The organism is Curvibacter sp. CHRR-16 (genome assembly GCF_018474005.1).
Lineage (GTDB): Bacteria > Pseudomonadota > Gammaproteobacteria > Burkholderiales > Burkholderiaceae_C > Allorhodoferax.
The window spans coordinates 13921-40554 of record NZ_JAHCSH010000007.1 but is presented as its reverse complement, the minus strand read 5'-3'; the positions used below and the strand labels follow the sequence as shown (position 1 = coordinate 40554).

The following is a 26634-nucleotide window of genomic DNA, read 5'->3' as shown; positions in this document are numbered from 1 at the left end:
TCAATTGGGATTTTGTATTTTTGCAAATGTAGCGCTATTTCATGACAGGTGTATAAGACAGTAACTTTTTTTTAATAATGAATTGCATTCGCATAGTGAATGCGAGCGTTAAACGTATATCGTTATGCGATGGTTGCAGGACAACCTTGCCAGCGTGTATTGGCAGGCAGGCTTTCGCCTTTCATGACCAAGGTAAGTGGCCCGACGTGGGCACCTTCTTGCACATGGGCACCGTAAAGCACGATGCTGCGCGCATCTAATGTTGTAAAAGAGCCAAGCTGAACGTGATCGACTTTCATCACACGGTCTTCAAACAGGTGCGTTTGGGGGCAGCACTGGCCATTGAGCTCGCTGAAGTCGCCGATTTGTACGCAGTCGAATTCGGTGATATCCGTCGTGTCCATGTACACATGCTTGCCAATGCGCACCCCCAGTATGCGCATGGCCCATGGCAGCCATGGGGTGCCACGCAGATAGCGCATGAAGTTGGGGATGGCAAAGCCTTCATACAAGCTGGTGATGGCTTCTGAAATCCAGACAAAAAGCGTCCACATGGGCGCATTGCGTGGGCGGTAGCGCCCGATCAGCATCCATTTCAACGCTGCTACAAAAATGAGAGCGCCGCAGCCATATAGCAAACCACATGCAGCCAGATAGCTCAGCGTGGTGAGCCAATCACCATCGGCCGCAATGGGCAGAATATCCAGCACCATGGTGTAGCCCACCGATATCACGATGGCATGCGGTGCCACGATGCGAAAAGCCTCGATGGCCCCACGCGCTAGGCGTCGCCACAGCAAGGGAGCAAAAGTCAGGTGTGCTGGATAACCTTGGGTTTGCTCACGTGCAGGCAGGTGCATGGGCGGGGAGCCCAGCCATGTTTGGCCGCTGCGCATTTGCGTGTTGGCGGGGGCGGTGGAGAGCACGCCCACCAGCACGTTGTCGGGCAAGGTGGTGCCATCAGGGATGTAAGCGCCATTGCCCACAAAGCTGCGCTGGCCAATGACAGTGGGCTGCATGCGCATCCAGCCGCGGTCGATCTCTTCATCGCCCAGCATCACGGCATCGGCAATAAAGGTTTCATCGCCCAGCGTCAGCATGTCGGGTACCAAGCCCAAGGCGGAGGATATTTCCGCCTCGCGCCCAACCTTGGCACCCAGCAGCCGATACCACCATGGCGAGTACAGCGTGGCGTAAATGCCGTGCAGCACATTCAAGCTGTTTTCTTGGATTTGGTTCACCAACCATTTGCGCAGGTACACGCTGCTGTGCACCGACCAGCAACCAGGGCGCAGGCGTGGCAAGACCAGCCAGCGAATGGCGGCCGAGAGCAAAGCCGTGCAGACGATGAGTACCGCAGCCGCCGGGAAGGAGAGCACAAAGTATTTCACCAATTGGTAGCTCACGCCATCACCGAGCCAGCCTAGGGGCAACTCGTATTCGTCCAACCAGTCGATCAGCACAAAAGTGGGGAAAACCGGTATGAAAAACAGCGTGGCCATGAGCAAAGCGCCTAGCAGGTAGTAAGCCCCCTCCAGTGCGCGGCGTACAGGGCTGCAGTCTGGGCGGGCAGGGGCTTGGGCTAAGTCAAAAGCACCGCAGTCCTGGGCTGGAGAGCCTTGCCACACCCGTTGGTCTGGTATGCGTTGACCGCTGAGCAGGCAAGACTGGCCTTGCAAATGGGCAGATTCGCCTAAGCGGGTGTTTTCTTGCAGCACGGCATAAGAGCCCACGTAGGCATCGCGTTCCAGCACGATGGGGCCGACAATGAATTCGCCGTGGTGCACGCGCACATTTTCCAGACTCACGGCATTGCCCAGGCTCACACCATCGGCCGCGTGCAGTAAATCTGGTGCCCGCACAACCGCCGAGCCAATCAGTACATCGCGCCCAATATGGGCTCCTAGCAAACGCAACCACAGTGCGTACAAACTGGAGCCGCTGAATAAATAGGCGGGCGCTGATTCGATCAGCCTGTCTGCCAGCCACCAGCGGAAATACAACCACCCCCACAGCGGGTAGCGGCCAGTTCGCAGGCGTCCCAGCAGCAGCCATTTGGCGGCAATGGCCACGCCGAATTCGAGCAGCGTGCTGGCCAAAAAAGCTGCTACCGCCAAGCCAATGGCGCGTGGGGTGGAGTCACCGGGGTCACCGGTGTACATGTGGTAGGTGAAAAAAGGCGCCAACCACTGCGCCATACGCAAGCAAATCAGCAGTGGCAGCACCAGCAACTGGCCGCCACCGCAGGCCACACGACGCCACACCAAAGCGCGGGTGGGTTGCCATGCTGCTGCGCCTTCTGGGGCCGAGCTGGTGCCATTGCCGGTTTGGCCTGCGGGTGCTGTTGCATCGGGTGCATATGGGGGGGCACTGGCCTCAATGGCAGCTGCTATAGCGCCCAGAGTGCGGTGTTGGTAGATATGGCGCACGGCCACATGGCCCAAGCCTGGCTGCGCCCGCAGCGCAGAAGCGACGCGGGCGGCCAGCAGAGAGTGACCGCCCAAGTCATCGAAAAAGTCCGCAGTGCGGCGCAAGCTTTGACCAGGGAAGAGGGAGTGCAGCACGCCAAACAACGCCGCTTCTGTTGCGCTGTGTGGAGCATCGTTGGCGTTGTCGTCCTCTGGGGTGGCAGGGCGTAGCGGCAATTGCTTGAGGGCGTTGCGGTCTATCTTGCCCGATGTCAGTCGTGGCAAAACATCCAGCACTTCGTAGTGGCTGGGCACCATATAGCTGGGCAACTGGGTTGCCAAAGCACGCCGCCATGCTGGGGTTAGCTGGGCTGTTTGGGCTGTTGCTTGGCCATCGAGTGCCACAAACGCCACCAGCAGTTCGATGTCCTTGTCGCGGCGCAGTTGCACGGCGGCAGCGCCTACACCGGCTTGGGCGGCCAACACGGCCTCAATCTCACCCAGTTCGACACGGAAGCCGCGTATCTTCACTTGGTCATCCGTACGGCCTAAGCAGTGCACTTGGCCGTGCTCGACCAAGCGGGCCAAGTCGCCTGTGCGGTACAGGCGTTGGTTGTGCTCGCCAGTAGCAAAGGGGTTGAGGGCGAACTTCTCGGCGGTGAGCTCAGGGCGGCCTACGTAGCCAATCGCCAAACCGGGGCCGCTGATGCACAGCTCGCCGACTTCACCTTGGGGCAGCAGGGTGGGTACGCCGTTTTCGGGCATGGGGTGGCGGATGACCAACAGCTCGTAGTTGGGTAGCGCCTGGCCAATGGTCACGGCTTGGCCCGCTTGCAACAGGGCCAAGCTGGCCGATACCGTGGCTTCGGTGGGGCCATAGGTATTGAAAATCTGCCGCCCCGGTTGGGCCCAGCGCTCTACCAGCGCTGGCGGGCACATCTCACCACCGAGGTTGATGAGGCGCAGGTTGGGCACATCGTCTTGGAACAGCGACAGCAGCGTGGGCACGGCGTGCAGCACGCTGATACCGTTGTCGCGCAGGGCTTGCGGCAGGCGCTGTGCGTCGGTGGCGATGTCTTTGGGGGCTATCCACAACGTGGCCCCTACGAGGTAGCTGATCCAGATTTCCTCGAACGACATGTCAAACGCGACCGAGAAGCCTTGGTAGACCGTGTCATCGGCCCGCACGCCCAATTGGCTGTTTTCACTGCGCAGAAAGTGGCAAATGCTGGCTTGGCTGATGGCAATGCCCTTGGGCTTGCCCGTAGAGCCAGAGGTGTAGATCAGGTAGGCCGGGTGGTGGCCCCGCACGGTGGTGGATGGGTTGCCATTGCGGCGCAGCAGCGGTGTTGTTGGCGGCTGGGGTGGTGCTAGCAAGTCTTCTGCCCACCAAGTGGGGCAGGGCAGGGGCGCGCTATCCCCTTGTAGCTTGTCTCGTTGGGCATGGTGGCTGAGCAAGGCCCGGGCGTTGGCATCTTGTAGGCAGGTGTGGATGCGCTCTGCGGGCGTATCGGCATCCAGCGCCAACCATGCTGCCCCGGTTTTGGCAATGCCCAACTGCAGCGTGAGCAGGTCGATACCGCGTTGCAGGTACAGGCCCAGCACGTCACCGGCTTGCACGCCTGCGGCCAGCAGATGGTGGGCAACGCGGTCAGCGCGCTGGTTCAACTCGGCATAGCGCAGGGCTTGGCCTTGCCACAGCAAAGCGGTGTGTTCTGGGCAGCGTGCAGCCGTGGTCTCGAAGATATCGGCCAGTACCTCCTGGCGCAGGAGGTCTGGTCTATCGGGCCCGGCTTGTCTGCTCAGTGCGGCAGAGGGCTCCATGCAGTTTGCGTGGTAGTTTCAGGCTTCGCGGCGCAGGGCAGGGAACAAAATGATGTCGCGGATGCTGGCACTGTCGGTCAAGAGCATCATCAAGCGGTCGATGCCAATGCCACAGCCGCCGGTGGGCGGCAGGCCGTATTCGAGCGCACGCACGTAGTCGTGGTCGTAGTACATGGCCTCGTCGTCGCCGCTGTCTTTGGCAGCCACCTGGGCTTGGAAGCGGGCGGCTTGGTCTTCGGCATCGTTGAGTTCGGAGAATCCGTTGCCGAATTCGCGTCCGGTGATGTAGAGCTCAAAGCGCTCGGTCACTTCGGGGCGCTGGTCGTTGGCGCGTGCCAAGGGGCTGATCTCGGTGGGGTGCTCCATGATGAAAGTGGGCTGCCACAGCTTTTCTTCCACCACTTCCTCAAAGTACAGCACTTGCAGGCTGGCCAAGCTGCGGGTGGAGAGGCGGTCTTTCTCTTCGCTCATGCCCAGTTTCTTGAGGGCCTCGATCAGCCATGCGCTGCTGAGCACGTTGTCGCCCGCTTCGGTGTACTTGCGGATGGCGTCCACGATGGTCAGGCGCTCAAAGGGCTGCGCCAAATCCACGCTCTTGCCACCGTAGGTCAGCTGCAAGGTGCCCACGGCTTTTTGTGCGGCATCGCGCACCAAGGCTTCGGTGAAATCCATCAGGTCGCGGTAGTTCCAGTAGGCCGCGTAGAACTCCATCATGGTGAACTCGGGGTTGTGGCGCACCGAGATGCCTTCGTTGCGGAAGTTGCGGTTGATTTCGAACACGCGGTCAAAGCCACCGACGATCAGGCGCTTGAGGTAGAGCTCGGGCGCGATGCGCAGGAACATTTCTTGGTCCAGCGCGTTGTGGTGGGTGATGAAGGGCTTGGCGTTGGCTCCACCGGGAATGGGGTGCAGCATGGGCGTTTCGACTTCCAAAAAGCCGTGCTGCACCATGAATTCACGCATGCCGCTCACGGCCTTGCTGCGCGCCACGAAGCGCTTGCGGGCGTCCACGTCGGTCATCAAGTCCACGTAGCGTTGGCGGTATTTCTGCTCCTGATCGGTCATGCCGTGGAACTTGTCGGGCATGGGGCGCAGACTTTTGGTCAGCAGGCGGATGCTGGTGGCGTGGATGGAGAGTTCGCCTGTTTTGGTTTTGAACAGCGTGCCTTCTGCGGCCACGATGTCGCCCAAATCCCAGTGCTTGAAGGCGGCATACACCTCTGCGCCCACGTCTTCACCGCGTACGTAGAGCTGGATGCGACCACCGCTGACGCCAAAGGAGGCGTCTTGCACGGTACAGAAGCTGGCTTTGCCCATGACGCGCTTGAGCATCATGCGGCCAGCCACTTTCACGCTCACCGAGCTGGCGGTCAGTTCTTCGGGGGTTTTGTCATTCCACGCCTCGAACAATTCTTGCGCTTTGTGGGTGGGCGCAAAGTCGTTGGGGAAAGCCACGCCCTGACCGGCAGCCTGAGCCTCGCGCAAGGCCTTGAGTTTTTCGCGGCGTTCGTGGATCAGCTGGTTTTCATCGACAACAGGGGTCTGTGTGGTATCGGTCATGGCGGTGTACAAAGGTTGGGGCTAGGGACTAGCAATCGAACCCACCATTGTAAGTGGGGCTGTGCGCAGCCGCCGTATGATGCGCAACCTTCCATGCACTGTTTTGCTTGCTAAGCCATGCTGTACTCCATAGCCAATCTCTTGCTTGAAGTGGTCATCGGCCTCTTTACCTCCCTGTGCTTGCTGCGCTGGTACATGCAGTGGCAGCACATTCCGCTGTCGGTGCGCTCGGGCAATCCCTTGGCGGGGTTGATCTTTGCACTGACCAATTGGATCGTGCTGCCCCTGCGCCGCGTGATCCCTGCCGTGGGGCGTTCGGATATGGCCAGCTTGCTGGCCGCTTTCTTGGCGCAGTTGGTCGAGTATGCGGTGTTGTGGTTGCTCCAAGGCCTGCAGGCCCACGCCGTGTCGCTGCCGTGGTTGGCCCTCATGGGGCTGTTGCGCTTGGCACTGACTGGCTTGGTGGTGCTCACGCTCATGCACGCTGTGCTCTCGTGGGTGCCCACCCAGTCGCCGTGGACAGATGTGCTGCAGCGTTTGGTGGCACCGTTGTTGGCCCCCATTCGCCGAGTGCTGCCCTTGATGGGGGGAGTGGATTTGTCGCCCTTGGCCTTGCTGGTACTGCTGCAAATTGCCTTATTGGTGCAGCAGTACCTGCAGGCCGAAGTGCTGATGCGCTTGGCTTGATAGGGCCGAGTACGGCGCATAAAAAAACTGGAGTGCTATGGTTTTTATAGCTGCTCCAGCTTATTGCATGGGCCTTGCGGCCCATTTTTATGGGTAAATCGCTTTACATCACCGCGTCGGCGGGCAGGCGTTGCAGCATGGCCAGCGAGTCGGCCACGGTTTTGCGCAGTTCGCGGCGATCGCAAATAAAGTCCACGGCACCTTTTTCTTGCAGGAATTCGGCGCGTTGGAAGCCTTCGGGCAGTTTCACGCGCACGGTGCTCTCGATCACGCGCGGGCCCGCAAAGCCGATCAAGGCCTTGGGCTCGGCAATCACGATATCCCCCACAAAGGCAAAGCCCGCGCTGACGCCGCCCATGGTGGGGTCGGTCAGCACGCTGATGTAGGGCAGGCCTTTTTTGGCCAGGCGCGTCAGCGCGGCGTTGGTTTTGGCCATTTGCATCAGGGACAGCAGACCTTCTTGCATGCGCGCGCCACCTGTTGCGGTAAAGCACAGGAAGGGCACTTTTTGCTCGATGGCGGTTTCCACGCCCCGTACAAAACGCTCACCCACTACCGAGCCCATGGAGCCGCCCATGAATTCGAACTCGAAGCACGCCGCCACCAAGCTGATGCCGTGCACCGCACCACCCATCACGATCAGGGAGTCGGTCTCGCCGGTGTTGTCCATGGCCTCTTTGAGGCGCTCAGGGTATTTGCGGCTGTCTTTGAACTTGAGCGCATCCACTGGCAGCACCTCTTGGCCGATTTCGTAGCGGCCTTCAGCGTCCAAAAAGGCGTCCAAACGGGCGCGGGCACCAATGCGGTGGTGGTGCGAGCAGGTGGGGCAGACGTTCTGGTTTTGCTCCAGGTCGGTTTTGTACAGCACGCTCTCGCAGCTGGGGCACTTGATCCACAACCCCTCGGGGACACCCCGGCGGTCAGCCGGATCGGTGTGTTGGATTTTGGGGGGAAGCAGTTTCTCAAGCCAACTCATATATAGGTACTCCTGGAAGTGCTGGGCACCTTGCGCCCGTTGCAATCGGAAGGGGCGAATTATGCCGCATGGCTTTTAGACGCCGCCCATGACCTTGTAGAGCGTGAGGCGGTTGCTCTGTTCGGTCAGGCGCAGGCTGATCAGGCTTTGCTGGGCGGAAAACAGGTTGAGCTGGGCGGTCAGCACAGCGGCGGTGGATGCCGCCCCCAGTTCGCGCTGCTTCTCGGTCAGGCGCAGCACGGTCTCGTAAGCTTGCACTTGGGCTTGCTGCGCGGCTAAGCGTTCGCCCAGATGTCGGCGCACGGCCAAGGCATCGGCGGTTTCTTGGAAGGCGTTTTGCAGCGTTTTTTGGTAGCTGGTCAGCGCCAGTTGTTGCTTCACATCAGCTGCTTGAACGTTGGCGCGGCTGGTACCGCCATCAAAAATCGGCAAGCTGATGGATGGGGCAATGCTCCAAGTGCGGGCGCTGTCTTTCATCAGGTCTTCCAGTGTGCTGCTGGATTGGCCTATCGAACTGGTCAGGCTGATGGTGGGCAGCAACGCGGCGCGTGCAGCGGCCAAGTTGGCCTGCTGGGCTTGCAGGCTGCGCTCGGCAGAGCGCACATCTGGGCGGCGCAGCAGCACGGTGGATGCCAAGTTGGCTGGCACAGGTGGCAGGGCCACGAGCTGGGTGTCTTCATGGTCGGTGGGCAGCAGTTTGGCTGCGGGCTCACTGCCCAGCAGCAAACGCAGGGCATTGCGGTCTTGTTCCACTTGGGACTGGGCCGATGCCAAGGAGGCGCGGGCGGTCTCGACACTGGCGCGGGCGGTGGCCCAATCCAATTGCGAGGCGGCTCCCAAGTCCACTTTGCGCTGCGTGAGTTCCAAGGTGGACTGGCGGGCTGCCAAGGTTTCTTGGGACAGGCGTGCCAGCGATTGGTCGGCTGCCAGGGTCAGCCAAGCCTGCACCACCTCGGTAATGAGGGTGGTTTGCACACTGGCCTTGGTTTCTTCGGTAGCCATGTAGCTGGCCAAGGCAGCGGCCTTGAGTTGGCCAAGGCGTCCCCACAGGTCGATCTCCCACGAGGCAAGGCCCAAGGACACGTTGTAGCGGTTGGTGGGCGATGCATCACCGGTAGCCGAGCGGGTGACCGATGCCGAGGCATTGAGCGTAGGCAGCTGGTTGGCTTCGCTGATGCGGTAACTGGCGCGGGCGGCATCGATGTTCAGGGCTGCGGTGCGCAAGTCCAAGTTGTTTTGCAGGGCTTGTTCGACCAGTTGTACCAAACGTGGATCGGTCACGATGTCGCGCCATGCAGTGGGGCTCAGGGTGGCAACGGGGCCGTCGGCGGGGCCTAACTGGTCAGGAATGGCACTGCCTTGTGGCACTGACTCGCTCAAAGTGGCCGGAGCACGGCTGGCGCAGGCGCTCAAGCCAAGTGCTGCTATCCCAAGCCCCCAAGCCAAGCCCACAGCCCCAAAGCAGGAGCGCATGCGGTATGTTGGTACTGACTGTGGCAATGTGGGCTTGGGCATAGACGATGGGGTGCTCAGTGGTTTACGACGATGCATTGTCCAATGCGGTGCGAATCCCCTGCATAAACGTCTGGGCTGTAGGGGCTACCTCTGCACGGTTTTTGTCACCAATCAACTGGATGATGCGGCTGCCTATGACCACCGCATCGGCCACCGATCCGATGGCCTGGGCGGTGTGCGCATCGCGGATGCCAAAACCTACACCCACTGGGATATGGATGTGCTTGCGAATGCGGGGCAGCATGGCTTGCACCGCTGCGGTGTCCAAGGTGCCAGCACCCGTCACGCCTTTGAGCGATACGTAGTACACATAGCCACTGGCGATGCGGGCCACTTGGGCCATGCGCTCATCGGTGCTGGTGGGAGCGAGCAAGAAGATCAAATCCATGCCATGGGCGCGCAAGTTGGCAGCGAATGCTTCGCATTCCTCGGGTGGATAGTCCACGATCAGCACGCCATCGACGCCTGCCTCTGCTGCATCGCGCACGAAGGCGCTAGGCACACCGGCTGTCGCGTGTTTTTGGTCGTAGCGCTCTACCGGGTTGGCATAGCCCATCAGCACCACGGGTGTACTGGTATTGGTTTGGCGGAATAGGCGCACCATGTCCAGCACTTGCACCAAGCCAATGCCAAAAGCCAAGGCTTTGTCGCCGGCTTGCTGGATCACCGGGCCGTCAGCGCTGGGGTCGGAGAAGGGCACACCCAGCTCGATCACGTCAGCACCACCGGCCACCATGGCGTGCATCAGTTCGGGCGTGATGTCGGCATACGGAAAGCCCGCAGTCACAAAGGGGATGAGTGCTTTGCGGCCTTGCGCTTGCAGGTTTTGGAAAGTGTTGGCAATGCGGCTCATGCGGATGCTCCTGGCACGATGGTGATGGGGGCTTCGCCGCCTTTGACCGATTGGCCACGGCAGCTGGGGCGACAGTAGAAGTCGGCCTTGGACAAGTCAGCCACGGTTCCGATGTCTTTGTCGCCACGGCCAGATAGGTTGATCAGCACGGACTGATCCGGGCGCATGGTTTTGGCCAGTTTCATGCCGTAGGCCACGGCGTGACTGCTTTCCAGCGCGGGGATGATGCCCTCGGTTCGGCACAGGTAGTGGAAGGCTTGTAGCGCCTCTTGGTCGGTGATGCCAACGTACTGGGCACGCTGAATATCGGCCAGGTAGGCGTGCTCCGGGCCGACGCCGGGGTAATCGAGGCCCGCGCTGATGCTGTGGGTTTCGGTCACTTGCCCGTTGTCGTCTTGCAGCACATAGGTGCGGTTGCCGTGCAAAACGCCGGGTGCACCGCGCTGGATGCTGGCCGAGTGCTTGCCGCTGTCCAGCCCTTCACCAGCAGCTTCTACGCCGTACAGTTTGGTCGCCTCGTGGCCGATATAGGGGTAGAAAATGCCCATGGCATTGCTACCGCCCCCCACGCAAGCGACCACGGTATCGGGTTGCTCGGTTTGGCAGCCAGCGCGCGCCAGCATCTCGGGCATTTGCACTAGGCATTCGTTGCCGATGACGCTTTGGAAATCCCGCACCATCATCGGGTAAGGGTGGGGGCCGGCCACCGTGCCGATGATGTAGAAGGTGTTGTCCACATTAGCCACCCAGTCGCGCATGGCCTCGTTGAGCGCGTCTTTCAGCGTCTTGCTGCCGCTTTCTACGGGCACGACGGTGGCGCCCAAGAGTTTCATGCGGTACACGTTGGGGCTTTGGCGTTTCACGTCCTCGCTGCCCATGTAGACCACGCATTCCAAACCATAGCGGGCGCAAATGGTAGCGGTGGCCACACCGTGCTGGCCAGCGCCGGTTTCGGCGATCACACGGGGTTTGCCCATGCGCTTGGCCAGCAAGGCTTGGCCGATCACGTTGTTGATCTTGTGTGCCCCGGTGTGGTTGAGGTCTTCGCGCTTGAGGAAAATTTGCGCGCCACCCACTTCGCGGCTGGTGCGTGCAGCGTGGTACACGGGGGAAGGACGGCCTACAAAGTGCGCCAGCTCGTCTTGGAACTCGGCCAGGAATGCCGGGTCGTTCTGGTAGCGCGCATAAGCATCTTTGAGCTCTTTGATGGCGTGTGTCAGTGTCTCGGAGACAAAACTGCCACCGTAGGGGCCAAAGTGGCCTTTGAGGTCGGGTTGTTGGTATTCAAACATGGTGCAACTCCTGCAGGGCTGCACGCACGGACTGCGGCCTTAGGTGATTACAAGGCGTCGGCAGCGCGAACGGCAGCTACGAATTGGTGAATTTTGCTGGCATCTTTGATGCCTTTGAGGGGTTTGCCATCAGCGTCTGTGGCTTCTACGCCCGAGCTGATGTCCACAGCCAGCGCTTTACAGCGTGGCTTGAGCTGGGCTATGCCATCGCCCACGTTTGCAGGTGTGAGCCCACCACTCAAGACGAGGGGAGCGTCCACGTTTGTTGGAAGCAGTGACCAATTGAATGTCTTTCCACCGCCACCGTACCCGTCTACCAAGGCGTCGAGCAGTATGGCTTGTGCATGCGAATAATCTTGCGCAAATTGTACGAGGTTAAAGCCGCTGGCCGCATCGCCCAACGGAATACGGGCTGCGCGTATGAAGGGATGGCGGTACTGGTTTGTCAGCACTTGGCAGTCCGCTGGTGTTTCGTCACCGTGGAATTGCAAACAAGCGTGGGGTATCGCCTGCAGGGCTTGTTGTACTTCATCCACTGAGGCGTTCACAAACAGCAGTACGGGAGTGACGAAGGGTGGCAGGCGGCGTACCAATTTTTGGGCGCGCTCCAAACTGACTGCGCGGGGACTTTTGGCGTAGAGCACAAAACCCAGTGCATCGGCCCCTGCCGCAACTGCTGCGTCCACATCGGCTTCACGGGTCAAGCCACAAATCTTGATACGGGTGCGCTGCGTCATGGTGTGTGTTCTGGCGTTTTTATGGCAGGTAGTCAAAAGCCGGGGTGCGCTCTGGCATGTCCCATTCGGGGGCGTAGCGCGGGCCTAGGAAGTACAAACCATCGGGGGAGAAGGTGGGGGCTGCCACTTTGCGGTCACGGGCTTGCAGTACCTCCAGCATCCAACTGGGGGGGCGCTTGCCTTGGCCAATCATGACCAAACACCCCATGATGTTGCGGATCATGTGGTGCAAAAAGGCATTGGCTTCAAACTCAAACCGCCAGTAGGCGCCGCGTTTGTCTATGCTGATTTCCAGCATGGTTTTGATGGGGCTGATGGCTTGGCATTCGGCGGCCCGGAAAGAGCTGAAGTCGTGCTCACCCAGCAAGTGTTGGGCTGCTTGGCGCATTGCTTCGGCGTCCAGTGGATTGAAGGTCCAGCCGACTCGACCTTGCTCCATGCTGGGGCGAATGGGAGAGTCCAGTAGCACATAGGCATAGCGGCGAGACAGTGCGCTGGCACGGCAATGAAAGCCTTCGTTGGTGATGACGGCCCATTGCACCGCTATGTCCCGAGGCAAGTTGGCATTCGTGCCGCGTATCCACGAATAGGGAGTGCGTTCGCAGTCGGTATCGAAGTGAACCACCTGCATCAGGGCGTGCACGCCCGCATCGGTACGCCCTGCGCACAGGGTACCGATTTTGGTGGATGTGAAACGACCCAAAGCCTTTTCCAGTGCATCTTGCACCGTCGGCACATTGGGTTGGCTTTGCCAACCCCTGTATGCCTGGCCTTGGTAGCTAACTCCTAACGCAACCCTCACGCAGTGTTACTTGAGGTTGGCCAACGCTTGTTGGGCTTTGCTGCGCATATCCCCAGAGGCTTCCGCCAGCACTTCTTCGATCAATGCGCGGGCACCATCTTCATCGCCGATGGACATGAATTCATCGGCCAAAGCCAGTTTGGTTTCCAGTGGGTTGTCGGACACGGAGTCTGGTGCTGATGCCAACGGGGCTGGCGCGCTGTTCAGATCCAGCGACATGCCGGCCATGTCTAGATCCATGAAGGTAGATGGCAACTCGATTGGCGATGTGGACTTGCTATCGTTTGATGCTGGGCTGGGTTCTTCCGGTTCATCCAAGAGGATATCGGGCGCATCCATAGTGAATTCCACTTGGTTGCTGGGGGCTGCGCTGCTCTTGGCGGCGGTTTCAGGTGAAAAGTCCAAATCCAAATCCAAATCCACCGAGCTCAGTGGCGCTGAGCCGGTATTGCCTTTGGTACTGCTGAATCCTTCATCTGCGTCAAGTGCGGGGGGGACATCGATGTCGATGGTGTCGACATCGGTGGTTTGGTACAGCGGATTGTTGGGGTCCACCGACAGACCCAGTTTGCAGGCATGCGCCCAATCATCGCCTTGTTGACCTGTGTACTTGAGCAATTCGCGAGCCGTTGCTTCCAAGCTTTGGACATCTTTGCGTTTGGCATAAATATCCATCAGTTTGGTGTAGACGGCGATGCGGCCGGGTTGGGTTTGTGCAGCTTCTTTGAGGATTTCTTCGGCCTGCAAGTCACGGCCATAGGCCAAATACACATCGGCTTCAGCCACAGGATCCACATCGTCAGCGGCATCTAATTGACTGGGGGAATAAACCATGGACGAGGCTGCTGCCTCTTGGTTGGTGTCAATTTTTTGACCACCAGTGGAACCAAAGAAGGAGTCGGGTTGAAGACGGCTTTCTAGGAAGGAGCTGTCATTGCCTTGCTCACTTTTCTTTTTTTGGCGGATGCGAAAAGCAATATAGCCACCGATCAACGCCAGCAGACCTGCGCCTGCAGCGGGGATCAATGGATCTTCTAGCAATGTGTCTACAAGGGATGGTTCCTCAGCAGGAGGGGGCGGAGGAGGCGCTACTACTTTGGGTGGTGTCGGAGCTGCCTCAGGGGTAACGGGTGCAGGGGGTGCCGCTGGCGCAGGAGGTGGCTCAGCTGGGGCAGGTGCTGGGCTTGCTGTTACCGCTGGTGCAGGAGCGGGTGTGGGGGGGGCTGGTGCTTTGGCAGGTGCAGAGGTGCCTGCAGCAGCACTGATTTTGTTCAACTCTTCAATGTTTTTATTGAGCTCAGAATTGCGTTCGTTGAGTTGTTTGCTTTCTTTTTCTTTGGCAATTTTGTCCGCTGCTTGTGTTTGTACAGAGCCTTTTGACAAGGTGAGTTTGTCGGGGGTCGTGTTTGACTTTTTGTCTTCTATTTGCGACTTGATAGTGCCGGAAGCTTCGCGCCCAGCAGACTCCGTAGCAACCTCGGAAGCCTTGGCTGCCACACCTTGGCGGTAGCTGTCGAAGTCCTTGCTGTGCGCCACCACAATTTTGCGGGCTTCAGCAGGACTGACAGACTGTGCGGTTTCACTGCTGGGAATGTTCAGTACAGCGCCACTGCGCAAACGGTTGAGGTTGGATGCAACAAAGGCATTGGGATTGGTTTGCAACAGTGCAACCAACATTTGATCCAAAGAAACACCATCAGCCTTGGTTCGTTCGGCAATCTTGATGGCCGTGTCACCATTTTTTACCGTCACCGCATCACCGCTGCTGGCAGGGGCCGATTTGCTATTGACTGGTGGCGTATCAGATGCGGTAGGGCTCTTGGCTGTAGCTGGTTTGCTGTTGGTATTTGCACGTGCTGTCGCACTGGCGTTGGCGGTGCTGTTGTTGGGCTTGCCGTTGTCTTTGGCTGCACCTGCACTGCTTGTTGCAGGGGGTGCAGCGGTGGTGGCTTGTGCCAAGGTTGGTGCAGCATTGGCTCGCAGATGCGGGGGGTCAAACAGCATCACATAGTCTCTGACGATGCGCCCAGAGGCCCAAGTAGTTTCCAGCAACAAATCCACAAAAGGTTCGTTGACCATTTTGTCGCTGCTCAGCCGCAAGTATGGTTTGCCATCTGCCTTGCGTTGCAAGGAAACCTGCAAGTTGGTCATGGCTGGGTTGTATTCCATGCCTGCAGCAACAAATGCGTTGGGAGAAGCTGGCCCTACCTTGAGGGTTTCGGCTTCTTCGGGACTGAGTTCTGCGATGTCAATCTCTGCGCGCAGAGGTTCGCCCAAGCCAGAAAGCACGGTCAATCTGCCCAAAGACAGTGCATGCGCATTGGGAAGGCCCAGAACCATGAAAGTCGCGATGGCGACAGCACTTTTTTGCCAACGAGGGGACATGGAATTCAATTTAAAAGCCTCCGACAGCCTCAAGCCTGTGGATTAAATGGCGCATAGATGCTCCGGGGCTTGAGTAAATACATACCAAAAGTACCATAACAGCAATGTTTTAGCTTGACAAGCTAAGGCAGGACTTTATGTCTGGCAAGGCGGGGATTGTTGGTGTGCCGTGCTTGCAATGTTGTCCTGTGACAACGCACAAGCACGGTTAGGGATGTGCCAGATTACGCGTCCAACAAAATGCGCAACATGCGGCGCAGGGGTTCAGCGGCCCCCCACAGCAACTGGTCGCCGATGGTGAAGGCACCAACGTACTCAGGGCCCATGGCCATTTTGCGTACACGACCAACGGGGATTGTCAGAGTGCCAGTGACTGCTACAGGTGTCAGGTCTTGGACGGTGGCCTCACGGGTATTGGGCACCACTTTGACCCACTGGTTGTCGGCGGCGATCATGGCTTCGATATCAGCCACGGGCACGTCTTTTTTGAGCTTGAAGGTCAATGCTTGGCTGTGGCAGCGCATGGCGCCGATGCGCACGCAGAAACCATCCACTGGAATGGCTGCACTGTTAAAGCCTTCGCCTTGGCCCAGGATCTTGTTGGTCTCGGCCATGCCCTTCCATTCTTCGCGGCTCACGCCATTGCCCATGTCCTTGTCGATCCAAGGGATCAAAGAGCCACCCAGTGGCACACCGAAGTTGGCGGTTTCAGCGGCGCTCAGACTGCGTTGTTTGGCGATGATCTTGCGATCGATTTCCAAAATGGCGCTCTTGGGGTCGTCCAGCAAGGCTTTGACTTCGCTGTTGAGGGTGCCGAACTGGGTCAGCAGTTCGCGCATGTGCTGCGCACCACCACCAGACGCCGCTTGGTAAGTTTGGGTGGACATCCACTCCACCAGACCGGCCTTGTACAAAGCACCCACGCCCATCAGCATACAACTCACGGTGCAGTTGCCGCCAATCCAGTTCTTGCCGCCTTTGGACAGAGAGTCTTTGATGACATTCAGGTTCACGGGGTCGAGCACGATGACAGCGTCGTCTTTCATGCGCAGGGTCGATGCAGCGTCAATCCAGTGGCCATTCCAGCCTGCTGCGCGCAGTTGGGGGAATACTTCGGTGGTGTAGTCACCGCCTTGGCAGCTGATGATGATGTCGCAGCGCTTGAGGGCGTTGATGTCGTGCGCATCTTGCAGCTTGGTTTCGTTTTTGGCCATTGCGGGGGCTGCGCCGCCTGCATTGGAAGTGGAAAAGAAAACCGGTTCAATCAGATCGAAATCGCGCTCGGCGGCCATGCGATCCATCAACACAGAGCCGACCATGCCACGCCAGCCGACCAAACCTACCAACTTGCTCATATCAACGCCCTTTCAAGTTAAAAACAGTCCACGTAAGGGGCCTGCTTGCCCGGCTCGTCTGGCCGGGGAGGGCGCACGACGAACCAGGCTGAGCTAGCCCTTAATCGTCGTGGTTTTGGAGATGGTTGCGCACTGAGCCACAGCCAAGCAAGCTATTTTGCTGGTCTTAGGGGAGAGGGGGCTCACGGCAAACATGCCCCCATTGTAGCGGGGGATTCGCAAAACGCCTCTCGGCCCCCATGCATCAAGGCCTAGCGAGGGCTTCGACTGGGTCGAGTTTGGCGGCACTGCGGGCTGGCAGTAGGCCAAAAATCATTCCAATTGCTGTGGAAACGCCCAGAGCTCCTGCCACTGCGGTGGTGGAAATCACCATGCTGAAATTGTTGCTCGAGAAATAGGCGAACGCCAGTCCAGCACCCAAGGCCAACAGCAGGCCCATGGTGCCGCCGATGATGCACACCAGCGTGGCTTCAATGAGGAACTGACGCAGGATATCGCTTTGCCGTGCACCCACTGCCATGCGAATGCCAATTTCGCCGGTTCGTTCGGTCACCGACACCAGCATGATGTTCATCACTCCAATGCCACCCACCAGCAAGGAAATGAAGGCAATGGCGGAGATGAGCAAAGTGATGGTCATCGAAGTCTCTTCGATGGTTTGGCGAATGCTATCGCTGTTCATCAAGAAAAAGTCCACCTTGCCGTGCCGTTGTGCCAGCAGATCGTAAATGCCTTGTTCAGCGGCAGCGCTGGATGCCTTGCTGTTGATGCGCACCGTGATGCTGCTCAGGTAGTCGCGCCCTGTCATGCGCGACATGGCCGTGGTGTAGGGCACCCAGATGTTGAGCGAGTCATCGTTACCCATGGGGCTGCTTTTGGGGGCGGTGACACCCACGATGACCACGGGCACTGTGTCCACCACAATCACTTGACCCAAAGCCTCGTCGCCGTAAGGAAAGAGGCTTTTGTAGGTATTGCTGTCGATGACGGCCTCCAGCATTTGGCGGCGCACCGATTCGGTAGAGAAGCCTTGGCCTTGCTCCAAGGTGTAGCCGCGCACACGGAAAAAGTCTTCACCCACGCCACTGATGGAAGCCGATACATCGGTATCGCGGTAGCGCAGACCACTGCTGATGGTGACTACCGGGGTCACGCTGTCTACATAGTCCAGCTGGCGTATGGCGATGGCATCGCGATTGCGCAGGGTGCGGATGCGCCCTGCCGTGCGGTCGCCAAAGCCTTTGCCTGGCATGATGCTGATGGTGTTGGTGCCCAAGGAGCTGATGTTGGAGAGCACTTTTTGCTTGGAGCCTTCTCCCAAGCCCACCACCGACACCACCGAGGCGATGCCAATGATGATGCCCAGCATGGTGAGCAGGGTGCGCAACTTGTGGCCCAGCATGGCGCGCACTGCCATCTGTGCTGCTTCCAGTAAGGCTTGGGATTGCCACCAGTTTCCCCAGTGCTGCCACCAAGGGCGGGGGGCACTACCCTGTGCAGGTGGCGGAGATGTGTCGGGTGTGCGGATCGCTGTGGCTGTGGTAGTGCTCGATTCCTTGCGTTGATCGGCCACGATGCGGCCATCGCGAATCTCGATGATGCGATCAGCGTGCTGCGCTACATGCGCATCGTGCGTGACCAAAATAATGGTGTGGCCCTGCGCATGCAGCTCTTTCAAAATGGTCATGACTTCCCGGCCACTGGCTTGGTCGAGCGCGCCTGTGGGCTCATCAGCCAGGATGACCTTGCCGCCATTCATCAAGGCACGGGCAATCGATACCCGCTGTTGCTGCCCCCCTGATAGTTGGCCTGGGCGGTGCCCTAGGCGTTCGCCCAAACCCAAGCGCTCCAGCAAGGCTTTGGCACGCGCGTGGCGATTGGGTGCGGATAAGCCAGCGTAAATGGCAGGCATTTCCACATTGCCCAAAGCCGTCATATCGCCCAATAGTTGGTAACGCTGGAAGATGAAGCCAAAGTATTCACGCCGCAGTTGTGCCAGCTCATCGGGCTGCATGTCCGCCGTGTTTTTGCCCGCGACGCGGTAGGTGCCACGGTTGGGTTTGTCCAAGCAGCCCAGAATGTTCATGAGCGTGGATTTGCCCGAACCCGATGGCCCCATGATGGCCACCATTTCCCCTGCGCGTATGGTCAGGTTCACTTCGCGCAGCACCGCCACGGTGCTGTCGCCTGCGGGGAATTCACGCCACAGGTCGGATAAGACGAGAAGATCGCTCATGCTCAGAAGAATCCGGGTGGGCCGCCGCGTTGGTTAGTGCTTTTGTTACCCGCCTTGGCTTCGCTCGTGACGACCCTCTCGCCCGCCTGCAGGCCTTCCAACACTTGGGCGCGCACTCGGTTGTTCAGGCCAATACGCACTTTGCGCATTTGCAGCTGCTGGTCGTTGGTCTGTACTTTCACCTCATACCACCCATTGCCAAGCGGTTTGCCCAGTGCCGTGCTGGGTATGAGCAGGGACTCCTTGGCTTCGGCCAGAACAATGCTTATTTGCGCGGTCATGTTGATGCGCAAGTCTTGTTCGGGGTTGGCTACTTGGAAGAGTGCGTTGTAGTAGATGGCAGAACTACTGGAGGAGCTACTGGTCGTGGTGGTGCTGGTATCGGTGGTGGTGGTGTCGCCCGGTTCTATGGCGTAGACCTTGGTGTTCCATTGCTTATCGGGGTCGCCCAGCAGGGAGAAGGTGGCTCGCATGCCCGGCTTTACGCGGGGAATGTCGGCTTCTGAAATTTTGGCTTTGATGAGCATGGTGCCCAGTTGCGCCAGTTTGACGATGGTGGGTGAGGACTGGTTGGCGTTGACGGTCTGTCCCTGTTCAATCGCTACCGCCACGATGGTGCCATCCATGGGCGCGGTGATGGTGCAGTAGGCCAAGTTGGCTTGCGCCGTGTCCACGGTAATGCGCGCTTGCTGGACTGTGGCTTCTTGCGCGGTCAATTCGGCCCTAGCCGTGTCCAGCGCGGCTTCGGCTGTCTCTACATCGGCCTGGGTTCCTGCTTGTGCCGCTAGCAGATCGCGTTGGCGTTTGGCGGTGAGTTCTGCTTGACGCAGCGTGGTTTGCTTGACCTTGAGCACAGCTTGCGCACTTTGCAGCGAGGCCTGCGCGTCGCGCAGCGTGTTTTCCTGGGTGGTGGAGTCGATCTCGGCAATCAGATCCCCCTTTTTCACCGCATCACCCAGCTTCACGCGCAGGGTTTTGATCTGCCCCGATACACGGGCCCCCACGTTCACCTGCTTGATGGCGGCAAACGTGCCAGTGGCCAGCACGGTTTCTTCCAAATTGCCTTTGTCCACCGCAGAGGTATTGACTTGGGGCGCATTGGGGGCTGGGGCTAACCAGCGTTGCAGCAGTACCGCTGCGATGGCCATGACGACCACGGCCAGAATGATTTTGGGGAGTGTGAACCAACGTTTCATGGTGCAGATACAAGAAAGGCAGAAGCAAGCCTGTGGGCCTGCATTCTGCCTTGTTACGGTAGTACCCTAAAAGTTTCAGGCTGCTAGCGCTTTCACCACCGCATCACCCATCTGGCTGGTGCTGACTTTGGTGGTGCCTTCGCTGTAGATGTCGGCGGTGCGCAGGCCTTGTTGCAGCACCGTTTGCACAGCGGCTTCGATGCGCTGGGCGGCAGCCTCTTGGTTCAGGCTAAAGCGCAGCATCATGGCGGCGGACAGGATGGTGGCCAGTGGGTTGGCAATGCCTTTGCCTGCGATGTCCGGTGCGCTGCCGTGGCTGGGCTCGTACAGGCCTTGGTTTTTGCTGTTCAGACTGGCGCTGGGCAGCATGCCAATGGAGCCTGTCAGCATGGAGGCTTCATCGCTCAGGATGTCGCCAAACATATTGCCAGTCACCAGCACGTCGAACTTCTTGGGCGCTTTGACCAGTTGCATGGCGGCGTTGTCCACCAGCATGTGCTCCAGCTCCACATCGGGGTACTGCTGGCCGATTTCGACCATCACGTCTTTCCACAGTTGCGAGGTTTCCAGCACGTTGTTCTTGTCCACGCTGGTCACTTTTTTGTTGCGCTTGCGGGCGGCTTGGAAGGCCACGTGGGCAATGCGCTCAATCTCGGGGCGGCTGTAGCGCATGGTGTCAAACGCTTCCTCGGTGCCGGGGAACAGGCCGTCGGTGGCTGTGCGGCGACCGCGTGGGGTGCCAAAGTAAATATCGCCCGTCAGCTCGCGGATGATGAGGATGTCCAAGCCCGCAATCAGCTCCGGCTTGAGGCTGGAAGCACCCACCAGCTGCTCGTAGCAAATGGCGGGGCGGAAGTTGGCAAACAGGCCCATGTGCTTGCGCAGGCCCAAAATGGCTTGCTCGGGTCGCAGGTGGCGCTCCAGCTTGTCGTATTTCCAGTCGCCCACCGCGCCAAACAGCACGGCGTCGGCCGACTTGGCCAGGTTCAGGGTGGACTCGGGCAGGGGGTGGCCGTGCGCCTCGTAGGCAGCGCCGCCTACCAAGGCGGTTTCCATTTCCAGCGGCAGGTTCAGCGCCTTGAGCACCTTGACCGCCTCGGCCATGATTTCTGTACCAATGCCGTCACCCGGCAAAATTGCGATTTTCATAATGTGTTTGCTATGGTTTTGATAGCTTGTCAAGCTTGCATGGTGCGGGCTAGCCAGGGTTTTTGTGCCAAACGTTGGGCTTCGAATGCTTTGATCTTGTCGGCTTGGCGCAGGGTCAGGCCAATGTCGTCAAAGCCATTGAGCAAGCAGTATTTGCGGAACTCTTGCACCTCAAACGGGATGCTGTCGCCGGACGGCTTGACGATGAGCTGGCGCTCCAAGTCGATCGTCAACTGGTAGCCGGGGAAGGCGGCGCATTCGTTGAACAGCGCGTCCACCTGTGTCTCGCTCAGCACGATGGGCAGCAGGCCGTTCTTGAAGCAGTTGTTAAAGAAAATGTCGGCAAAGCTGGGCGCGATGATGGCGCGAAAGCCGTACTGGTCCAGCGCCCAGGGGGCGTGCTCGCGGCTGGAGCCGCAGCCAAAGTTTTGGCGCGCCAGCAAAATGCTGGCACCTTGGTAGCGCGGCTGATTGAGCACAAAGTCCGGGTTGGGACGGCGCGAGGCGGGGTCTTGGCCGGGGTAGCCCGCGTCCAAGTAGCGCCATTCGTCAAACAAGTTGGGGCCAAAGCCGGTCTTGCGGATGGATTTGAGGAACTGCTTGGGGATGATGGCGTCGGTATCGACGTTTTCCCGATCCATGGGGGCGACAAGCCCCTTTTCTACGGTGAATTGTTTCATTTCTTGCTCGCTGCGTTTTCTATTTTTTCGCCGGCCTTTTGGATGTCTTGGCCCATGCCTTTCATGGTGTTGCAGCCAGCCAAAGCCAGCAGGGCTGCAGCGCATACGACAGTCAACAGGGATTTCATACCAAACTCCTAGTGCTTAAAGCCCATTCAGGCGAAACGACGGATATCCACAAAATGCCCGTGGATGGCAGCGGCTGCGGCCATGGCGGGGCTGACCAAGTGGGTGCGACCACCCGCGCCTTGGCGGCCTTCAAAGTTGCGGTTGCTGGTCGATGCGCAGCGCTCGCCACTGTCCAAGCGGTCGGCGTTCATGGCCAAGCACATGGAGCAGCCGGGTTCGCGCCATTCAAAACCAGCGGCCTTGAAGATGGCGTCCAAGCCTTCGCGCTCGGCTTGCTCTTTGACCAAACCGGAGCCAGGTACCACCAGCGCTTGCTTGACGTTGCCTGCCACGCGTTGGCCCAGCTTTTGCACCACGGCAGCGGCTTCGCGGATGTCTTCGATGCGGCTGTTGGTGCACGAGCCGATGAACACTTTGTCCACAAAAATGTCGTTCAGCGCTTTGCCCGGTTCCAAGCCCATGTACTGCAGGGCGCGCTCCATGGCACCGCGTTTGACGGGGTCTTTCTCTTTGTCGGGGTCGGGCACTCGGCCATCGACGCCCAGCACCATCTCGGGCGATGTGCCCCAAGTGACTTGCGGCACGATGTCCTCGGCGCGCAGTTCCACTACGGCATCAAAGTGGGCGTCTGCGTCAGAGTGCAGGGTGCGCCAGTGGGCCACGGCTTGCTCCCATTCCAGTGCGGCGGCCTCTGCGCTGGGTGCGTTGTAGCCGGGGGCCAAGGGGCGGCCTTTTACATAGTCGATGGTCTTGTCATCCACGGCCACCAAGCCCGCACGGGCACCGGCTTCGATGGCCATGTTGCACACCGTCATGCGGCCTTCCATGGACAGGGCGCGGATGGCCGAACCAGCAAACTCAATGGTGTAGCCCGTACCGCCTGCGGTGCCGATCTTGCCGATGATGGCCAGCACGATGTCCTTGGCCGTCACGCCGGGGGCGCATTGGCCTTCCACCTTGACGAGCATGTTCTTGGCTTTTTTGGCCAGCAGGGTTTGGGTGGCCATGACGTGTTCCACCTCGCTGGTTCCAATACCGTGTGCCAGCGCACCAAATGCACCGTGGGTGCTGGTGTGGCTGTCGCCGCAGACCACGGTCATGCCGGGCAGGGTGGCACCGTTTTCTGGGCCCATCACGTGCACGATGCCTTGGCGCTTGCTCATGAAGGGGAAGAAAGCCGCCGCGCCGAACTCGGCGATGTTGCTGTCCAGTGTGGTGATCTGCTCTTTGCTGATGGGGTCGGCAATGCCGTCGTAGCCCTGTTCCCAGCCCGTGGTGGGGGTGTTGTGGTCAGCCGTGGCGACGATGGAACTGACGCGCCAGACCTTGCGACCGGCTTGGCGCAGGCCTTCAAAAGCCTGCGGGCTGGTGACTTCGTGCACCAAATGGCGGTCGATGTAGAGGATGGCGGTGCCATCTTCCTCGGTGTGGACGACGTGTTCGTCCCAGAGTTTGTCGTAGAGGGTGCGTCCCATGGTTTTCCTTGTTGCAAATCGATTGTAGGAGAGGCGGGTGTTACCCCCTGCTGCTGCTTGGAGGCGTCATGGCGGTCAAATGTTCCACCAGCAAACGCGCCGAGCGCGGCAGGGTATGGAAGTCGCGGGCGACGAGGTCGATGCGGCGGGTCGCCCAGCTGTCTGTCAGGGCTATGGCGCGCAGGTCGCTGGTGCTGTGCATGAGGGTAAAGGCTTGCAGGGGCATCACGCCTAGACCTAAGCCGTTGTGGATCATGCGGCACATGGCATCCAAGCCCGTGACTTGGATGCGCAGTTTGATGGTCTGGCCCAAGGCGGTGGCGGCTTGGCGCATGGCCAGGTAGATGGAGCTGTTGGAGTGCAAGCCCACGTGGTCGTACGCCAGTGCCTCGGCAAAGGCGATGCGCTCTTGTTGCGCCAACGGGTGTGCGCTGGGGGCAATCAGCACCAACTGGTCTTGGCGGTAGGGGCGGGTTTGCAGCTCGCCCACGCCGTCGGCGGTGTTGCACACGCCAAAGTCGGCTGCCCCTTCTTGCACGGCGCGCAGGACTTCGCTGCTCAGGTGTTCTTCCAAATCGATCTTGATGCCTTGGTGCACCTGCACAAAAGTGCCCAAGTCTTCGGGCAAGAACTGCACCGTGGCCGAAATGCTGGCATGCACCCGCACCTGGCCGCGCACGCCATGGGCGTACTCGCTCAGTTCGGCTTGCATGCGCTCTAGGCTAAAGAGCATGCTGCGGGCGTGGTGCAGCAGGTTGTGCCCGGCAGGGGTAGGGTGCACGCCACGTGAATGGCGTTCCAGCAACGGGGTGCCCAGCGTGGCCTCTAAATCGCTGAGCCGCTTGCTCAGGGCCGACGGGGCGATCAGCTCCCGCTCCGCCGCTTTGCCAATGCTGCCCAGCTCACACACGGCAGCAAAGAGCTGCAGCGTCGTGAGATCCAGATGGCGGCTGAGGTTGCGGGTCGTAGTCATCGTAAATGGCGATGTATTTTGCTATTTTCCAACTAAGTGATGGATTTTGCATTCGCATTTGACGATGGCTTTCTTCGTTATTTTCCAGTCGTGGCTAGTAGGCCGTGGCTTGGTGGTGGGCCAGTCTGCTGCTCAATCGGTGGTTTTGGCAAGGTTCAGGGTGGAGGCGCAAGCTGCCATGATCAAGGCTGCACCAGCCAGTGTCCAGAGGGATGGCAGTTCTGCGAAAAAGCAATAGCCCCAGACCAAAGCCCACACCAAACCGGTGTAGTCCAGCAAGCCCAAGCGGTTGACGTGCGCGTTGGAGTATGCCCATGCCATGCATGCAAAGCCTGCAGTGCCCACTACGCCTATACCGACCAACAGTGCCACGTGCTCCAGCGGGACGGGTTGCCACGCCAGCAGCATAGTAGGCGTGGTCAGGAGTGCCCCTACTAGGTAAGGCAATAGCACCAAGGTGCCCAAAGAGTCTTGGCTGCTGTGACCCCGGGTCATGACCAAGGAAAGGGGGCGTACAGGGCCGCCGTGGCAATCGCCGCACCTAGGCCCAGCAGGTCGAGTGGCTGCCCTTGGATGGCCCCTTGCCCAGCACCCTGTCCATACGCCACCACGCCCACGCCGACCAAGCCCACCAGCATGGCCAGTAACGCTTGGGGGTGCAAGTGTTCGTGCAGAAAAATCCGCCCCCACGCAGCCAAAAACAGGGGCGATAAAAAGGTCAAGGCAATCGTATCGACCAAGGGCAGGCGAGAGACCGCTAGAAAGAAACTTGTCCCCGCCATCAGGTTGACGATGGCGCGGGGGATGCTGCGCACCAGCGCTTGTTGGCTGGGCCACTCTTTGCTGGTCCAACGGTAGAACATTGCAGCCACCAAGGCCCCAGCCCAGTAGCGCATGCCAGTGGACTGCGCCAGGGGATAGGTACTGGCGATGGCTTTCATCATGGCATCGAGTGCCGAGAACAGGGCTACGCCCATGGCAGCGACCATGACGGGGCGCAAGGAAGGGTCTGAATGCACGGATTGGGGGAGTGTGGAATAAAAAAGCCCCAGTGCCGAGGCAGTGGGGCTGGGAGCCGATGGCGCGCTGGATTAGCGCTTGCCGATGGGGGTGACGTCGCGTTTGACGGAGCCCACGAACAGCTGGCGTGGACGGCCAATCTTGTACTCGGGGTCGGCAATCATTTCGTTGAGTTGGGCAATCCAACCCACGGTACGGGCCAAGGCAAAGATACCGGTGAACAGGTTTACAGGGATGCCAATGGCGCGTTGCACGATGCCGGAGTAGAAGTCTACGTTGGGGTAGAGCTTGCGTTGGACGAAGTAGTCGTCTTCCAGCGCGATCTTTTCCAGCTGCTTGGCCAATGCGAACAGTGGGTCTTTTTCCAAGCCCAGAGCGGCCAGCACTTCGTTGCAAGTTTCTTGCATCAGCTTGGCGCGGGGGTCGTAGTTCTTGTACACGCGGTGACCAAAGCCCATGAGCTTGACGCCGGAGTTCTTGTCCTTGACCTTTTCCATGAATTCGCCCACCTTGGCTACACCACCCATGGCTTGGATTTCTTCCAGCATGTTCAGGCAGGCTTCGTTGGCACCGCCGTGGGCAGGGCCCCACAAGCAAGCCACGCCAGCGGCGATAGCGGCAAACGGGTTGGTGCCAGAAGAGCCGCACAAACGCACGGTGGAGGTAGAGGCGTTTTGCTCGTGGTCTGCGTGCAAGATGAAGATGCGGTCGATCGCACGCTCAATCACGGGGTTGACCTTGTAGTCTTCGCACGGTGTGCCAAACATCATGCGCAAGAAGTTGCCCGAGTAGGACAAGTCGTTGCGGGGGTACATGTAAGGCTGGCCAATGCCGTACTTGTACGCCATGGCTACCAAGGTGGGCAGCTTGGCGATCAGGCGGATAGCAGCGATCTCACGGTGTTCGGCGTTGTTGATGTCCGTGCTGTCGTGGTAGAAGGCCGACATGGCACCGATCAGGCCGGTCAACACGGCCATGGGGTGGGCATCGCGGCGGAAACCACGCAGGAAGAACTGCATTTGCTCGTTGACCATGGTGTGCATGGTCACGGTCTTGGTGAATTCGGTTTTTTGGGTGGCGTTGGGCAACTCGCCTTTGAGCAGCAAGTAACAGGTTTCCATGAAGTCACACTGGGTCGCCAGTTGCTCGATGGGATAGCCACGGTAGAGCAACTCGCCCTTGTCGCCGTCGATGTAGGTGATGGCCGATTGGCACGACGCTGTGGACAAGAAGCCAGGGTCGTAAGTGAACATGCCTGTCTGGGCATAAAGCTTACGGATGTCGATCACGTCGGGGCCGATATTGCCTTGGTACACCGGCAATTCGACACTGGGGCTTCCGTTGCTAAATGACAGGGTGGCTTTGTTGTCAGCGAGTTTCAT

The 26634-nt window shown here is 59.3% G+C and carries 21 protein-coding genes; 1 reads left to right on the top strand and 20 read right to left on the bottom strand.

Annotation, left to right across the window (positions count from 1 at the left end; translation table 11 throughout):
* Window positions 1–122 precede the first annotated feature (122 nt).
* Together KIK84_RS15065 and lysS are read right to left on the bottom strand one after the other, a co-directional pair.
* Complete coding sequence (locus KIK84_RS15065; protein WP_214123935.1) at window positions 123–4232, bottom strand: Pls/PosA family non-ribosomal peptide synthetase; 4110 nt, start codon at window positions 4230–4232, stop codon at window positions 123–125.
* Window positions 4233–4250: 18 nt separating this feature from the next.
* On the bottom strand, window positions 4251–5792 hold the full coding sequence (gene lysS, locus KIK84_RS15060; protein WP_214123934.1) for a lysine--tRNA ligase: 1542 nt from the start codon (window positions 5790–5792) through the stop codon (window positions 4251–4253).
* Between the two features lie 117 nt (window positions 5793–5909).
* Between lysS and KIK84_RS15055 the strand changes: the two genes are divergently transcribed.
* Window positions 5910–6479 (top strand): YggT family protein, encoded by a 570-nt coding sequence (locus KIK84_RS15055; RefSeq protein WP_214123933.1) that lies wholly within the window; start codon window positions 5910–5912, stop codon window positions 6477–6479.
* Window positions 6480–6582: 103 nt separating this feature from the next.
* Here the strand turns inward: KIK84_RS15055 and accD are convergent, their stop codons facing one another.
* The 18 genes from accD to KIK84_RS14965 all read right to left on the bottom strand — a co-directional run bounded on the left by accD (window position 6583) and on the right by KIK84_RS14965 (window position 26634).
* Window positions 6583–7455: an acetyl-CoA carboxylase, carboxyltransferase subunit beta gene (accD, locus tag KIK84_RS15050; RefSeq protein ID WP_214123932.1), complete on the bottom strand. Its 873-nt coding sequence runs from the start codon at window positions 7453–7455 to the stop codon at window positions 6583–6585.
* 75 nt (window positions 7456–7530) lie between these two features.
* Complete coding sequence (locus tag KIK84_RS15045) at window positions 7531–8970, bottom strand: efflux transporter outer membrane subunit (protein ID WP_214123931.1); 1440 nt, start codon at window positions 8968–8970, stop codon at window positions 7531–7533.
* A 22-nt stretch (window positions 8971–8992) separates the two neighbouring features.
* Window positions 8993–9823 (bottom strand): tryptophan synthase subunit alpha, encoded by an 831-nt coding sequence (trpA, locus tag KIK84_RS15040; protein WP_214123930.1) that lies wholly within the window; start codon window positions 9821–9823, stop codon window positions 8993–8995.
* Entirely contained in the window at window positions 9820–11115 is a 1296-nt protein-coding gene (gene trpB, locus KIK84_RS15035; protein WP_214123929.1) for a tryptophan synthase subunit beta, read from the bottom strand. The genes trpA and trpB overlap by 4 nt, the downstream gene beginning before the upstream one ends.
* Before the next feature lie 47 nt (window positions 11116–11162).
* Window positions 11163–11852: a phosphoribosylanthranilate isomerase gene (locus tag KIK84_RS15030; RefSeq protein WP_214123928.1), complete on the bottom strand. Its 690-nt coding sequence runs from the start codon at window positions 11850–11852 to the stop codon at window positions 11163–11165.
* A gap of 19 nt (window positions 11853–11871) precedes the next feature.
* Window positions 11872–12654, bottom strand: a complete 783-nt coding sequence (gene truA, locus KIK84_RS15025; RefSeq protein WP_214123927.1) for a tRNA pseudouridine(38-40) synthase TruA — start codon at window positions 12652–12654, stop codon at window positions 11872–11874.
* Between the two features lie 6 nt (window positions 12655–12660).
* Window positions 12661–15039, bottom strand: a complete 2379-nt coding sequence (locus tag KIK84_RS15020; protein ID WP_214123926.1) for a motility hub landmark protein FimV — start codon at window positions 15037–15039, stop codon at window positions 12661–12663.
* A 224-nt stretch (window positions 15040–15263) separates the two neighbouring features.
* A complete protein-coding gene (asd, locus tag KIK84_RS15015) occupies window positions 15264–16394 on the bottom strand; it encodes an aspartate-semialdehyde dehydrogenase (RefSeq protein WP_214123925.1) in 1131 nt (376 codons plus the stop codon).
* A gap of 244 nt (window positions 16395–16638) precedes the next feature.
* Window positions 16639–18630 carry a MacB family efflux pump subunit gene (locus KIK84_RS15010; RefSeq protein WP_214123924.1) on the bottom strand — a complete coding sequence of 664 codons (1992 nt, stop codon included), beginning with the start codon at window positions 18628–18630 and terminating at the stop codon, window positions 16639–16641.
* A 2-nt stretch (window positions 18631–18632) separates the two neighbouring features.
* A complete protein-coding gene (locus KIK84_RS15005; RefSeq protein ID WP_214123923.1) occupies window positions 18633–19826 on the bottom strand; it encodes an efflux RND transporter periplasmic adaptor subunit in 1194 nt (397 codons plus the stop codon).
* A gap of 75 nt (window positions 19827–19901) precedes the next feature.
* The gene (gene leuB / locus KIK84_RS15000) at window positions 19902–20975 is read right to left on the bottom strand and encodes a 3-isopropylmalate dehydrogenase (RefSeq protein WP_214123922.1); all 1074 of its coding nucleotides are present in this window, start codon (window positions 20973–20975) and stop codon (window positions 19902–19904) included.
* Between the two features lie 29 nt (window positions 20976–21004).
* A complete protein-coding gene (gene leuD, locus KIK84_RS14995; protein ID WP_214123921.1) occupies window positions 21005–21655 on the bottom strand; it encodes a 3-isopropylmalate dehydratase small subunit in 651 nt (216 codons plus the stop codon).
* Window positions 21652–21783 (bottom strand): entericidin A/B family lipoprotein, encoded by a 132-nt coding sequence (locus tag KIK84_RS14990; RefSeq protein WP_214123920.1) that lies wholly within the window; start codon window positions 21781–21783, stop codon window positions 21652–21654. The genes leuD and KIK84_RS14990 overlap by 4 nt, the downstream gene beginning before the upstream one ends.
* Before the next feature lie 27 nt (window positions 21784–21810).
* Window positions 21811–23259: a 3-isopropylmalate dehydratase large subunit gene (gene leuC, locus KIK84_RS14985; RefSeq protein ID WP_214123919.1), complete on the bottom strand. Its 1449-nt coding sequence runs from the start codon at window positions 23257–23259 to the stop codon at window positions 21811–21813.
* A 40-nt stretch (window positions 23260–23299) separates the two neighbouring features.
* Complete coding sequence (locus KIK84_RS14980; protein ID WP_214123918.1) at window positions 23300–24232, bottom strand: LysR family transcriptional regulator; 933 nt, start codon at window positions 24230–24232, stop codon at window positions 23300–23302.
* A gap of 132 nt (window positions 24233–24364) precedes the next feature.
* On the bottom strand, window positions 24365–24727 hold the full coding sequence (locus tag KIK84_RS14975; RefSeq protein ID WP_250208029.1) for an EamA family transporter: 363 nt from the start codon (window positions 24725–24727) through the stop codon (window positions 24365–24367).
* Entirely contained in the window at window positions 24724–25221 is a 498-nt protein-coding gene (locus KIK84_RS14970) for an EamA family transporter (RefSeq protein WP_214123916.1), read from the bottom strand. The genes KIK84_RS14975 and KIK84_RS14970 overlap by 4 nt, the downstream gene beginning before the upstream one ends.
* A 102-nt stretch (window positions 25222–25323) precedes the next feature.
* On the bottom strand, window positions 25324–26634 hold the full coding sequence (locus tag KIK84_RS14965; protein ID WP_214123915.1) for a citrate synthase: 1311 nt from the start codon (window positions 26632–26634) through the stop codon (window positions 25324–25326).